The sequence below is a fragment of the Ralstonia chuxiongensis genome (genome assembly GCF_024158925.1).
GTDB lineage: Bacteria > Pseudomonadota > Gammaproteobacteria > Burkholderiales > Burkholderiaceae > Ralstonia > Ralstonia chuxiongensis.
This window is the reverse complement of record NZ_JAMYWC010000001.1, coordinates 746977-759938: the sequence shown is the minus strand read 5'-3', so window position 1 is coordinate 759938 and position 12962 is coordinate 746977. Positions and strand designations below refer to the sequence as shown.

Genomic DNA, 12962 nt, shown 5'->3' with positions numbered 1-12962 from the left:
ATGAGCGCACTCAATAGAAGGCAGTTCCTGCAGATGGCGGGGGCAAGTGCCGTGGCAGCCGCTGTACCGGCTCTCGCCGGGGCGGAAGAGTTGTGGTCCAGCGGTAGCGACTCACCCACGTTTAACTTGCCGGCCGGCGCGGTGGATTGCCACATGCATATCTACGATGACCGATTCCCCAGTGCCCCGGGCACCACGCTACGGCCGCCCAACGCGAGCATCGAGCAGTACCGCAAGGTGCAGGCGCGCTTGGGCGTGCGGCGCAACGTGGTCGTCACGCCGTCGACGTACGGAACGGACAACCGCTGCACGTTGGATGCGCTGAAGCGCTTCGGGCCAAATGCCCGCGGCGTCGCGGTGGTCGATACTTCCGTGACGGATGCCCAGCTTGCGGAGATGCACGCGGCAGGTGTGCGGGCCATCCGCTTCAACCTGAGCTATCCGGGCGCCACCACCGTCGACATGCTTGCGCCGCTGGCGTCTCGCATCGGCGCACTTGGGTGGCATATCGAGCTTGTCGTGCAAGGCGCGAAGCTGCCCGCGCTGGAGCCGCATCTGCTTGCGCTGCCGTGTCCGCTGGTCATCGACCACATTGCACATGTTCCGCAGCCGGGCGGCATGCAGTCCGACGCCATGCGCACAGCGCAACGCCTGGTCGACAAGGGAAACACGTGGATCACGCTGTCCGGTCCATATGTCGATACCAAAACAGGTGCACCAGCCTATGCGGACGTAGAGCCCGTGGCCAAGACATTCATCAACATGGCGCCCGAGCGCATGCTCTGGGGCACCGACTGGCCGCATCCGACCGAGAAGACGCACAAGCCCGACGATGCCGCGCTGGTCGATACGATTGCCGCGTGGATCGGGCGTGCGGATTGGCAACAGATGATCTTTGCCGCCAATCCGGTGAAGCTTTACGGCTTCGGTTGACCGTTCCCTTTTCGGCTCTGCGGCCTCGGTTCGGTCAAATAGCCCGGGCCGCTGTCACCGCACGCGGCTGGGCCAGCATGTCCGGCTGCAGAATCTCATCCAGCGCCTCGCGGCTGAGCAGGCGTTTGTCCAGCACGAGCTGATACACGCTGGTGCCACTGACGAGCGCCTCCTGCGCAATCGCCGTCGCATTCGCATAGCCGATATGCGGATTGAGCGCGGTGACGATGCCGATCGAGTGCTCCACATTGGCGCGCAGGTGCGCTTCGTTGGCGGTAATGCCGTCGACGCACTTTTCCGCCAGCGTCAGGCACCCGTTGCGCAGGTGCGAGACGCTCTTGAACAGGCTGTGCGCAATGATGGGCTCGAAGGCGTTGAGCTGAAGCTGCCCGGCCTCGGCAGCAAAGGTGACGGTCAGGTCATTGCCGATCACTTCGAACGCAATCTGATTGACGACTTCCGGAATCACCGGGTTCACCTTGCCGGGCATGATGCTCGACCCCGCTTGCATGGGGGGAAGGTTGATCTCGCCCAGCCCCGCACGCGGGCCGCTGGAGAGCAGTCGCAGGTCGTTGCAGGTCTTCGAAAGCTTGACCGCCGTCCGCTTGAGCACGCCCGAGAGCTGAACGAACGCGCCCACATCCTGCGTGGCCTCCACCAGGTTGTGCGACGTCACCAGCGGAATGCCCGTGATTCGCGCCAGATGCCGGCAGACCGCGGCCGCATAGTCCGGATGCGTGTTGATGCCCGTGCCGATCGCCGTGGCACCCAGGTTGATCTCGCGCATCAATGCCGCTGCTTCGGCCAGGCGCTCCTGGTCTTCGCCCAGCATGACGGCATAGGCGCTGAACTCCTGGCCGAGTGTCATCGGTACGGCGTCCTGGAGCTGCGTGCGGCCCATCTTGAGCACACCGCGGAATGCTTCGGCCTTGCGCTCGAATGCTTGCCGCAACACGCCCATGGCATCGATCAGGGCCAGGACGCCCTCGTGCGCGGCAATCCGCAGCGCGGTCGGATAGACGTCGTTCGTGCTCTGGCTCAGGTTGACGTGTTCGTTCGGGTGCAGGTGCTGGTAATCGCCGCGCGCGTGGCCAAGAGACTCCAGCGCCAGGTTGGCAATGACCTCGTTGGCGTTCATGTTGGTGGACGTGCCTGCGCCACCCTGGATGACATCGACGACGAAATGCGCGTGGGCCTCGCCCGCCCGCACACGCTCGCATGCGTGGACGATCGCGTTGGCATGAAGGCTGTCCAGCAGCCCCAGCTCATGGTTGGCCAGCGCTGCGGCAGCCTTCACGCTGGCCAGTGCGCAGAGCAACTGCGGATAGACAGAAATGGGGGTGCCGGTAATCGGAAAGTTCTCCAGCGCGCGCAGCGTGTGAACGCCGTAGTAGGCGTCGCTGGGGACTTCGCGGTCGCCGAGCAGGTCGTGTTCGATACGGTGGGTCATGTCGTTTGTAATGAAGCGTTGGAATGCGATGGAGAAGGGTGGGCGAGGGCGCGCGCAACGCAGTGCTGCGCCAGGACATCGGTCGGGTCGACCAGCGTGACGAGCCGGCCTTGAGATGTGTTGACGCTGGCGTGCGGCAGCAGCAGCGGCAGTTCCGTACAGCCGAGAATCACCGCCTCGACGCCGCTCGCTGTCAACTCGTCAATGGCGGCCATCAGATCGTCAACGCACGCGCCTGTGGTGAAGCCCGCTTTCACGCCCTGCGGGCCATAGATGGCATTCATCACACGGGCTTGCTGCTCGGTGCTGGGCACCACTTGTTCAAGGCCGGCCGCCTCCAGCGCCTTGCGGTACACACCGCTGGCCACCGTGCCGGAGGTTGCCAGCAGGCCGACCTTGCGCAAGGCCGGAAACGTGTTGCGGATATGCTCGGCCGTCACGGTCAGCATGTTGACGATCGGGATGCCGAGATACGGCTGTACGCGCTCAACGTACGCATGTGCCGTGTTGCACGGAATGGCGATGATGTCGGCGTCGCCCGCCTCCAGCTTGCGGCATGTGGCGTACAGCGAGACGGTCGGGTCCGGTCCTTCGCCGATGAGGTTTTCGGTGCGATCGGGAATCTGCGGGTTCTGCTCGACCAGCAGCTTGATGTGGTCTTGGTCGCGCGTGGCCGGCGTGTTGCGCACGATCTTCTGCATGAAGTCGACTGTGGCGGCGGGCCCCACGCCGCCCACCACACCCACCTTGAACAGCTTGCCGGGCGCATCGTGCTGCCCCGACACCACGTACTGCGCGTAGGCCAGGTTGGAATCGACGATGGGCACGCCAAGGGGGCCAAGCTCGTCAAGCACCAGGGCGATCTCGGTCAGCCCTGGCAGGATCAGGTCGACACGCTGCTCAACAAGATCGGCGCAGGCGTCGCGCAAGAGCCCGATGGGGCGCCCGCGCAGGTTGCCGCTTTTGATCCCGTCGGGGGCGTACACGGCTTCGGTCACGCGGTCGATGCCGTCAACGCGCGGGTGGACGACGTCGAACTCGGGCGCATTGAAGTAGCGCTCGAACAAACGCTTGCTGCGCGTGGCGTCCGAAGCGAGTACTCCGATGCGGCGCGCGGCCGGAAACTTGCGCCGCACGTGGCTACGCAGCCCCGCCATCATGTCGACGATCGGCAACGGCGAATTGGCGGTCAGCTCGTCAATGAAGGTGTGGCTCAAAAAGCAGGGCAGCACCACCGCCCCGATGCCGCGCCGCTGGAAGTCGCGGATCAGATCGAAGATGTAGAGCTTGCGCTCCGTGGTGGCTGCTGTCGTGTGGCCTGCCTGAGAAAACGGATGCTGCTCGAACACGATGTCCAGATGGTCGGCATCGGTGCTGGCCGGGGTGGACTGGATCAGCTTGAAGAACACGTCTGCGCTGGCCAGCGCCCCCAGCCCGCCGATCACGCCCAGCGAGCGACGCGCATGCGGTGTTGTCATTTCACTTCGCCCGGAATGCCAGAAACGCCTGAAATATTGGAGAGGCCGTCCAAACCTGACGTTTGCTCACGCGCGGCCCGGCGTGCTTCCCACTTGGCAATGGCCGTGGTGGCGATGCTGTTGCCGACCACGTTGGTGGCGGTGCGGCCCATGTCCAGGATCTGGTCGATGGCCAGGATCAGCACCACGCCCGAGGGCGGCAGATGGAACATCGGCGCCACCGCTGCCACCACCACCACCGAGCCGCGTGCCACGCCTGCCATCCCCTTGCTGCTGAGCATCAGTACCAGCAGCATGAGGATCTGCTGCGACAGCGACATCTCCACGCCAAACGCCTGTGCGATGAAGAGGGCAGCAAACGTCTGATACATCATCGAGCCATCAAGGTTGAACGCGTAGCCCAGCGGCAGCGTGAAACCGACGACCTTCTTGTCGACGCCAAAGGCCTCGAGTTTTTCGGTCAGGCGCGGGTAGGCCGCCTCGCTGCTGGCGGTGGAGAACGCCAGCATGGCCGGCTCGCGAATCGCCTTGAGCAGTGCCCACGTCTGGCGCCCCAGGAAGATGTGGCCGATGCCGATCAGGATGGTCAGCAGCAGCGCCAGCCCCAGGTAGAAGCTGCCGACCAGCTTGCCGTAAGTTGCCAGCACATCCAGGCCATGCAGCGTAATGGCCGAGGCAATGGCGCCGAACACGCCGATGGGCGCCAGCGCCATGACGTAGTCGGTCAGCTTGAGCATGGCCGGCACGAGGGCATCGATGGCGCGCGACAGTGGCGCGACACGTTCGTCGCCCTTGAGCACGCCCAGCACCACGCCAAAGAACACCGAGAACACCAGGATCTGCAGGATGTCGTTGCGTGCCATGGCATCCAGCACGCTGGTGGGGAACGCGTGGGTGATGAAATCCTTGAAGTTCAGGCCGGCGGTGTTCAGGCCGGTGGCAACATCAGCGGCGTTGGGCGTCATGTTCAGCCCCGCCCCCGGCTGCAGCACGTTGGCCAGCACAAGCCCTAGCGCCAACGAGATCAACGACGCGCAAAGAAACCACGCGATGGAGCGCAAGCCGATGCGCCGCACGGCCTGCGTGCCCTCCATGCCGGCCAGGCCCGAGACCAGCGTGGCGAATACCAGCGGCGCGATGATCATCTTGATCAGCCGCAGGAAGATGTCCGTGATGATGGAGAAATAGCCGGCGATGGCTTTGGCGGCATTGGCGTCGGGTGCGAGCTTGTGGCACGCATAACCCACGGCGATGCCCAGCAGCATGCCTGCCAGGATAGTTGCGGTAAGGCGATTCTTTTTCATGGTGCTCCGTCCAGTGAGGTCTCTTGCCGGAATCGGAGAACACCGAATCCGTGGCCTTTCGCATGACGCCGGCCGGTTATTCGGCTCGGCTTTCATTGCGTGGACGGAGTGTAGGAACGGCAGCGTGCGCCGTGATGCGGCTCCCGCAAGGGCTCATGCGAGCGCCGCATAGTTCGGGTAAACGAGCAAACGGCCCGCCGAGGCAGGTTCAGGGCAGGCTCAGATGGCGCCAGAGCTTTTCCAGCAGCTCATTGCGCGTGTACTGGTTGCGATACACACGCAGGTCCAGATCGAGCGACCAGGTTGGGCCGCCTGCCGGCACCAATACGCCGGCGGCAAGCTCCGCCTCGATCGAACTCTTTGGCAGCCAGGCAATGCCTTCACCGGCGAGCAGCATCTTCTTGAGCATTTCGGCCATGTCGGATTCATAGTCGAGCCGCAGGAATGGTTGCGCATCGGCCTGGCTCAACAGCAGCGCCAGGCAACGGCCGAAATAGCTCGTTGGGGTGTAAGAGATGAGCGGCAGGGGCCGGTTGGCCGTGCCGGGCAGGCGGTGCATCGGCCCTAGCCGCGCATTGGGCTTGCTGACCGGCATGAAGGTGTCGCGCCCGACTGTCAGACTGGGGTACTTGATCGGGTCAAGATGCAGCGGCAGGCTGGGATGGTCGTACGCAAACATCAGGTCGCAGGAGCCGTTGACCAGCATGAGCACCGAGTCGTGCACATTGCCCGGAATGACACGCGCGCGCAGGTTGCCGATGTGCTTGCCCACCATCGCCAACCAGGTTGGCAGGCAGTTCAATGAGATGGTGTGACCCGCCGCAATCTGCAGCCCCGGCCCGGGCATGCGGTGCTCGGAGCGGATGATGGCGCGTGTGTCGATCAGCTTGCTCAGCACGTCGTCCGCGGCTTCTTCAAACAGGCGCCCGGCTGCCGTCAATGTGGGCGGATAGGTGCTGCGATCCACCAGCTCGGCGCCCACCCACTGCTCAAGCGCCTGGATACGCCGGCTGAAGCCGGACTGGGTGACATTGCGGATTTCCGCCGCCCGCGAAAAGCTCTGGTGCTGCGTGAGGGCAATAAAGTCCTCGATCCATTTGACTTCCATGTCCCCTCCGGAGCGGTGCGTTCAATGCTGTGGAGGCTATCCGTTCGGCTCACGCCAGATGGCACGTGTTTACCCTAGGTATGCGACATCCGCATGACCGCATGCGGCGTCTGCATTCCGGCGCTTCGCGCATAACCAAAGACAAAAACGGTCGTTCCCCCAACCGCAGGGCTGCCCATATGCTCGCCGGACCAACCTTCCGGAGACGCACCATGACGCAGCCGTCCTTGAGCACCGCCCCCGCCTGGAAACTCGACACCGTGGCTGTCCACGGCGGTTACAGCGCAGACCCGACCACTCGCGCGGTGGCGGTACCGATCTACCAGACCGTTGCTTTTGCGTTTGACGACACACAGCACGGCGCCGATCTGTTCGACCTGAAGGTGCCGGGCAACATCTACTCGCGCATCATGAACCCGACCAACGATGTGCTGGAGAAGCGCATTGCCGCGCTTGAAGGCGGCATCGGGGCGCTGGCACTGGCGTCGGGGCAGGCGGCCGTGACATATGCGATCCAGACGATTGCGGAAGCGGGCGACAACATCGTCTCGGCCAGCACGCTGTACGGCGGCACCTACAACCTGTTTGCGCACACGCTGCCGCAGTCGGGCATCACCACGCGGTTTGCCGATCCGCGTGACCCTGCATCGTTCGAAGCGCTGATCGATGACCGCACCAAAGCCGTCTTTGCAGAGACGGTCGGCAACCCGCTAGGCAACATCACAGACATTGCCGCGCTGGCCGAGATCGCGCACCGCCACGGCGTGCCGCTCATCGTCGACAACACTGTGCCCACGCCATACCTGACGCGGCCCTTCGAGCACGGCGCCGACATCGTTGTGCATTCGCTGACGAAGTATCTGGGCGGCCACGGCACAAGCCTGGGCGGTGCGATCGTCGATTCCGGCAAGTTTCCGTGGGCGAAGCACAAGGCGCGCTTCAAGCGGCTGAACGAACCGGACGTGAGCTACCACGGCGTCGTCTATACGGAAGCCCTGGGCGACGCGGCCTACATTGGCCGCGCCCGCGTGGTGCCGCTGCGCAATACCGGCGCGGCGCTGTCGCCGTTCAACGCGTTCCTGATTTTGCAGGGCATCGAAACGCTGGGCCTGCGCATCGACCGCATCACGCAGAACGCCGCGCACATCGCACGGTATCTGCGCGGCCACGCCAGGGTGGAGTGGGTCAACCATGCCAGCCTGGAGGATCATCCGGACCACGCGCTGGTTCAGAAATACCTGTCTGGCAAGGCACCGGGGCTGCTTACGTTTGGCGTGAAGGGCGGCTTTGCCGCTGGCGCGCGCTTTCAGGATGCGCTGCAGTTGTTCACGCGGCTGGTGAACATTGGCGACGCGAAGTCGTTGGCCACGCATCCGGCATCGACCACGCATCGCCAGCTCTCGGAAGCCGAGCTGGCCAAGGCTGGCGTGCGGCAGGAGACGATCCGGTTGTCGATCGGTATCGAGCACATCGATGATCTGCTCGCCGATCTGGATCAGGCGCTGGCGCGCGCCTGATCGGGCGCAGAACCGCGCTGGTTTACGGCTGCGTTGGCCGCTCCGGATACGCCTGCCGCAGCGCCTGTGCCAGCGCGTCATGCAAGCGCGCGCCGAGCGCTGTCAGAACGTGGCGGTCTCGCGTGAGCAGCGAGATGACGCGCTCGGGCATTGGCTGATCGGTCTCGATAAAGTCGATCGTCTGACGGATGATGGGCGAGCGCGTCGATTCGCTCGACAGCAGAAGCAGGGCGTCCGATTTCCAGCACAGCTCGAGCAGCAGCGTCATGGAGTTGCATTCGACCACGCGTTCGGGCGGGGCGAGACCGGCATCGGAAAACAGTCGGTACAGCGGCGAGTGCTCGTCAGTAAGCGAATCGGGGGCAAGCCACTCTTCTTGCTGCAAGGCACGCAGGGGCTGGTGGCCGCGCAACGGGTGGCCCTTGCGTACGCCGATCAGCGTCTGCGCGCGGCAGACCACGGTGTGGTCGAACCCGCGTTCGCCCGTCTGCAACTGAGACGTCAGTGCAAAGTCGATGGCGCCCTCGCGCAGCAGTTCCAGCAATTGGCCTGGACGCGCCTCCAGGATGCGCAACCGCGCGTTGGGAAATTCACGCCGGAAGGTCACGAGGCAGTCAGCCACCGGCCCGATGAGCGCGGTGACAGGGGTGACGCCCACCGTCAGTTCGCTCGTCACCGCCCCTTTCATGTCTTCCAGGTCTTCTCGTGCGCGCTTGACGCTTTCGTTGATCAAGCGTGCATGCCCGACCAGGCGCTGGCCATACGGCGTAAGCCGGATGCCCTTGCTGGAGCGTACGAACAGCGTTGCGCCCACGCTGGTTTCCAGCTCCTTGATGGCCTTGCTGAGCGCGGGCTGCGTGATGTGAAGCAGGCGCGAAGCCTCCTGGATGCTGCCCGTCTCGGCAACGGTGACCAGTGCGCGTAGCTGGTTGAGCTTCATAGGTGTCCTTGATACACGGCGCAGCGAAGAGCTGGCATGCCGCACCGCCAGCCAGCAACTGTACTGCGGAATTCTCCCGGGGCGGCCGTTGGACTAGCCGGCCAGGCTCGGATGCGCGCTCCCGCCATAGCCAACAGCTATAGCCATGAAAAAAAGCGAGAGGCGGAATCGGCCCGACCGCTCCTACTATTGCCCTTCAATCCAGCGCATTGCGGGACGCTCATAGAAGCCCGCCCGACTGGAGGAGACATCAAGATGGATGCCCAGATCGCCGTGCCCGCTGGCGCCCCGCGCCAAGGCACCACCACCGTGACCCCACATTCGAGCCGCGCTGTCGTTGCCGCCGCCATCGGCAACGGGCTCGAAATGTACGACTTCACGGTCTACAGCTTTTTTGCCGCCACCATCGGGCGATTGTTCTTTCCGTCGAGCAGCCCGCTGGCGTCGTTGCTGTTGTCATTCGCCACTTTTGGTGCGGGCTTTGTCATGCGCCCGTTGGGCGCCGTGCTGATCGGCAACATGGCCGATCGGCGTGGCCGCAAGGCGGCGCTCACATTGACGATTGCATTGATGACGGCGGGCACCGCGCTGATCGCCTTCACACCGAGCCACGCCGCGATCGGCGTGACGGCAACGGTGCTGGTGGTGCTCGGGCGCTTGCTGCAGGGGCTGTCGGCCGGCGGGGAAATCGGCGCGGCGTCGGCACTGCTGCTGGAATCGGCCAGCAAGGGCCGGCGCTGCTTCCTGGTGAGCTGGCAGGCGGCCACGCAGGGCGCGGCGGCGCTGCTCGGCGCGTTGAGTGCGGCCGGTGTGAGCGCCGTGCTCAGCCCCGAGGCACTGCAGAGCTGGGGATGGCGGCTGCCGTTCTTGCTGGGCTTGCTGATCGCGCCAGTTGGCATGTACATCCGCCGGCATCTGAAGGAGACGCACGAGGCCGCACCGCACGGCAGCGTGGTCGACGTGCTTCGCCAGCATGCGCGCACGCTGGTGCTGGGCATGCTGCTGATGACGGGAGCCACTGCGTCCATGTACATCCTGATCTTCTACATGCCCACGTACCTCATCCACTCGTTGCACATGCCGCCTGTCACGGCATTTCTCACGGCGTGCGTGGCGGGGTTCACCATGCTGGTCATGTCGCCGTTGTTTGGCTTGTTGGCCGATCGTCTGCCCGCGCGCAAGCCGATGCTGTATGTCGCGTCTGCGGTCAGCCTGTCGTGCACGTACCCCGGCTTCGTGCTGCTGTCTTCCGGCGCGGGGTTGGTTCTCACCATGGGGTTGATCGCGCTGGGCGTGACGTTCATGTCGGTCAGCAATGGCGCGGGTGCGGCGCTGCTGATGGAAGCCTTCCCGCGCCAGCATCGCGCAACCGGCATGTCGGTGATGTACAGCCTGGGGGTGACCGTGTTCGGCGGCTTTGCGCCGCTCATCGTTACGTGGTTGCTGGGCCTAACCGGCAACCCGATGGCACCGGCCTGGTATCTGCTGGCCAGCAGTGCAATCAGCCTGGGCGCGCTCACGCTGTTCCCGACGTATCCCGGCCGCGATTGAGATTGACGTCGCGCCATCGTTGCCTCCACCCAGTCCGCCTCAGACCTCGCACCATGTACCTCGATCCGAATTCACCCAGCATTCCCCAGGCCCTGCACGTGGGCGCTGACCGCTTTGCCGAACTGCGTCATCGCATCCATGCCAATCCGGAATTGGGTGCCGACGTGCCGCACACCTCCCAGCTCGTCGCCGGTCTGCTGCGTGAATGGGGCTATGACGTGCACAGCGTCGGTGGCCACGGCCTGGTGGGGCAATTGAAGGTTGGCAACGGCAAGCGCACGATCGGCCTGCGCGCCGACATGGATGCGTTGCCCATGCAGGAGCGCACAGGCTTGCCCTACGCCAGCCAGGTGGACGGTCGCATGCATGCGTGTGGCCACGATGGCCATACCGCCACGTTGCTTGCCGCCGCCGAGCACCTGGCGGCCACGCGCAACTTCAACGGCACCCTGAACCTCATCTTCCAGCCCGATGAAGAGGGCCTGTCCGGCGCCGTGGCCATGATGGAGGATGGTCTGTTCGAGCGCTTCCCCTGCGATGGCATCTACGCTTTTCACAACGCGCCCGGCTTGCCGCTGGGCGTGGCCGTCGTGCAGAGCGGCCCGCTGGGCGGTTCGTCAGATCGTGTGGCGGTGACTTTCAGCGGGCGCGGCGGCCATGGTGCCATGCCTAACTTGGCTGTGGATCCGACGCTGGCTTTGGCGGCGACGGTGGTGGCGTTGCAGGGCATCGTCTCGCGCAATGTCGCGCCTGTGGATGCGGCCGTCATCAGTGTTGGGCAGATGCAGGCCGGGACGACCCATAACATCATCCCTGAAACGGCCATGCTCAAGTTGAGCGTGCGCGCCACCAAGCCGGAGGTGCGCGAGCTCCTGGAGACGCGCATCCGCGAGGTCATTACGCACCAGGCCGCATCCTATGGCGTGCGCGCGGAGATCGTCTACGAGCGGTTGGTGCCGGCCATCTGCAATACACCCGAGCAGACCGCTATCGCGCATCGTGCCGTGGCGAGCGTGCTGGGCGAGGAGCGCGTCATCCAGGTGCCGCCGTCTTCGCAGATGGGCAGTGAAGACTTTGCCTGGATGCTGGAGAAGCGCCCTGGCTGCTACTTCGCGCTGGGCAACGGTTTGGGCGGCCAGTGGGTCGGCTGCTCGTTGCACAACGACGGCTACGATTTCAACGACAAGCTGATTCCGATCGGGGCAGCGTGCTGGGTAGCGCTGGTGGAGGATCAGTTGCGCGCAGAGGGCTGACGCGCAGGCGACTCCCCCAGCCGCGCCTGCCGGAATACCAGGGCCATCACCAGCAGGAACGGCACGCCCACCACCAGCGTCATACGGAAATCCGCCATCCAAGCCGTACTGACGATGATGACCGTCATTGCGACGGCTCCGATGACGGTCAGCACCGGAAAGCCCCACATGCGGAACCGCAGCGTGCGCCCTTCGCGTTCCGCTGCGAGGCGAAAGCGCAGGTGCGTGATGAAGATGACGAGCCACGTAAAGAGCGCGCCGAACATCGCCAGCGCCATCATCAGAAGAAACGAGTGCCCCGGCAGCACCACGCTGAGCACGGCCGCGAGCGCTGCACCGGAACTGGACACGGCCAGCGCGCGCAAGGGCACGCCGCGCTGGCTCACCACACCGAGCGCCCTGGGGGCCTGCCCGCCACGCGCCAGGCTGAACAGCATGCGCGTCGACACATACAACTGCGCGTTCATCGACGACAGCGCCGCCGTGAGCACCACAAAGTTCATCACGCCCGCACCGCCGGCAATGCCGAGGATTTCCATCACCCGCACGAAGGGGCTTTTGCCTGTGCCGGCCTGCTGCCACGGCACCACGGCCAGCATCAGCGCGAGCGTGCAGAGGTAGAAGAACACCAGCCGGAACAGCGTGGAGCGGAATGCGCGGGTGGCGGCTGCTTCCGGCTCGCGTGCCTCACCGGCGGCCACGGCAATCAACTCGATACCGAAGAAGCTGAAGATGCTGACCACCGCGCCGAACCACACGCCATTCCAGCCGTGCGGCACAAAGCCGCCCGCGCTCACGTAGTTGTGAAAGCCGATCGGCCCGCCTTCGGGTGCGCGATGGATGGCATAGCTCGCCACCGCCAGAAACGCGACGATCGCCACCACCTTGATCATCGAGCACCAGTATTCGGCCACGCCGAATACCTCGACGCTGCTGGCGTTGATCCACACGAGCACGGCGGAGAACCCCACGATCCATACCCACGCCGGCACGCCCGGAAACCAGTACGCCATGTATACCGCCACCGCCGTCACCTCCGCACCGATCACGAAGACGACCGCCGCCCAATACGCATAACGCACCAGGAAGCCGGCGAGCGGGCTGACGTAATGCTCGGCATAGGCCCCAAAAGAGCCGGTGGTGGGGTGGGCCACAACCATCTCGGCCAGGCAGCCCATGAGCAGCAGGGCAATGAGCGCACCGATGGCGTAGCTTGCAATCACGCCCGGGCCGGCCAACTGGATGGCCGCGCCACTACCCAGGAACAAGCCGGTGCCGATCGCGCTGCCGATGGCGATCATGGCGAGTTGCGCAGAAGAAAGACGGTGCTGCAGGCCGCCTTCGCGTGCGGCCAGCGCTTCGAAGCTGCCGGTGGCCTTGGTCATGGTGTTGTCCTGACTGGGGAAAAGGCCGGGATGATACGCCGCT

Annotated in this window: 10 protein-coding genes; 4 read left to right on the top strand and 6 right to left on the bottom strand. The window is 64.7% G+C overall.

The genetic code is table 11. The features are described from left to right. The gene (locus NKG59_RS03295) at positions 1-933 is read left to right on the top strand and encodes an amidohydrolase family protein (protein WP_253535230.1); all 933 of its coding nucleotides are present in this window, start codon (positions 1-3) and stop codon (positions 931-933) included. A 34-nt stretch (positions 934-967) separates the two neighbouring features. On the opposite strand, the gene aspA is transcribed toward NKG59_RS03295, so the two are convergent. The 4 genes from aspA to NKG59_RS03275 all read right to left on the bottom strand — a co-directional run bounded on the left by aspA (position 968) and on the right by NKG59_RS03275 (position 6273). After that, the gene (aspA, locus tag NKG59_RS03290; protein ID WP_253535228.1) at positions 968-2383 is read right to left on the bottom strand and encodes an aspartate ammonia-lyase; all 1416 of its coding nucleotides are present in this window, start codon (positions 2381-2383) and stop codon (positions 968-970) included. Beyond that, on the bottom strand, positions 2380-3861 hold the full coding sequence (gene cuyB / locus NKG59_RS03285; RefSeq protein ID WP_253535227.1) for a cysteate racemase: 1482 nt from the start codon (positions 3859-3861) through the stop codon (positions 2380-2382). The genes aspA and cuyB overlap by 4 nt, the downstream gene beginning before the upstream one ends. Continuing rightward, positions 3858-5165 carry a dicarboxylate/amino acid:cation symporter gene (locus NKG59_RS03280; protein WP_253535226.1) on the bottom strand — a complete coding sequence of 436 codons (1308 nt, stop codon included), beginning with the start codon at positions 5163-5165 and terminating at the stop codon, positions 3858-3860. The genes cuyB and NKG59_RS03280 overlap by 4 nt, the downstream gene beginning before the upstream one ends. Before the next feature lie 208 nt (positions 5166-5373). Continuing rightward, positions 5374-6273: a LysR substrate-binding domain-containing protein gene (locus NKG59_RS03275; RefSeq protein ID WP_253535225.1), complete on the bottom strand. Its 900-nt coding sequence runs from the start codon at positions 6271-6273 to the stop codon at positions 5374-5376. 212 nt (positions 6274-6485) lie between these two features. On the opposite strand from NKG59_RS03275, the gene NKG59_RS03270 reads away from it, so the two are divergent. Next, positions 6486-7790: an O-acetylhomoserine aminocarboxypropyltransferase/cysteine synthase family protein gene (locus NKG59_RS03270; protein WP_253535224.1), complete on the top strand. Its 1305-nt coding sequence runs from the start codon at positions 6486-6488 to the stop codon at positions 7788-7790. Between the two features lie 22 nt (positions 7791-7812). Here NKG59_RS03270 and NKG59_RS03265 read toward each other — a convergent pair whose 3' ends face one another. Then, positions 7813-8730, bottom strand: a complete 918-nt coding sequence (locus tag NKG59_RS03265) for a LysR family transcriptional regulator (protein WP_253535223.1) — start codon at positions 8728-8730, stop codon at positions 7813-7815. Positions 8731-8985: 255 nt separating this feature from the next. Between NKG59_RS03265 and NKG59_RS03260 the strand changes: the two genes are divergently transcribed. Both NKG59_RS03260 and NKG59_RS03255 read left to right on the top strand, forming a co-directional pair. After that, positions 8986-10281 carry an MFS transporter gene (locus NKG59_RS03260; RefSeq protein WP_253535222.1) on the top strand — a complete coding sequence of 432 codons (1296 nt, stop codon included), beginning with the start codon at positions 8986-8988 and terminating at the stop codon, positions 10279-10281. 53 nt (positions 10282-10334) lie between these two features. After that, positions 10335-11534: a M20 aminoacylase family protein gene (locus tag NKG59_RS03255; protein WP_253535221.1), complete on the top strand. Its 1200-nt coding sequence runs from the start codon at positions 10335-10337 to the stop codon at positions 11532-11534. On the opposite strand, the gene NKG59_RS03250 is transcribed toward NKG59_RS03255, so the two are convergent. Next, positions 11513-12919, bottom strand: a complete 1407-nt coding sequence (locus tag NKG59_RS03250; RefSeq protein ID WP_253535220.1) for an amino acid permease — start codon at positions 12917-12919, stop codon at positions 11513-11515. The genes NKG59_RS03255 and NKG59_RS03250 overlap by 22 nt on opposite strands. Positions 12920-12962 lie beyond the last annotated feature (43 nt).

Bases quoted from the DNA above. Each gene is read 5' to 3' on its own strand.
- NKG59_RS03295 (WP_253535230.1), top strand. From the start codon at position 1: ATGAGCGCACTCAATAGAAGGCAGTTCCTGCAGATGGCGGGGGCAAGT.
- aspA (WP_253535228.1), bottom strand. From the start codon at position 2,383: ATGACCCACCGTATCGAACACGACCTGCTCGGCGACCGCGAAGTCCCC.
- cuyB (WP_253535227.1), bottom strand. From the start codon at position 3,861: ATGACAACACCGCATGCGCGTCGCTCGCTGGGCGTGATCGGCGGGCTG.
- NKG59_RS03280 (WP_253535226.1), bottom strand. From the start codon at position 5,165: ATGAAAAAGAATCGCCTTACCGCAACTATCCTGGCAGGCATGCTGCTG.
- NKG59_RS03275 (WP_253535225.1), bottom strand. From the start codon at position 6,273: ATGGAAGTCAAATGGATCGAGGACTTTATTGCCCTCACGCAGCACCAG.
- NKG59_RS03270 (WP_253535224.1), top strand. From the start codon at position 6,486: ATGACGCAGCCGTCCTTGAGCACCGCCCCCGCCTGGAAACTCGACACC.
- NKG59_RS03265 (WP_253535223.1), bottom strand. From the start codon at position 8,730: ATGAAGCTCAACCAGCTACGCGCACTGGTCACCGTTGCCGAGACGGGC.
- NKG59_RS03260 (WP_253535222.1), top strand. From the start codon at position 8,986: ATGGATGCCCAGATCGCCGTGCCCGCTGGCGCCCCGCGCCAAGGCACC.
- NKG59_RS03255 (WP_253535221.1), top strand. From the start codon at position 10,335: ATGTACCTCGATCCGAATTCACCCAGCATTCCCCAGGCCCTGCACGTG.
- NKG59_RS03250 (WP_253535220.1), bottom strand. From the start codon at position 12,919: ATGACCAAGGCCACCGGCAGCTTCGAAGCGCTGGCCGCACGCGAAGGC.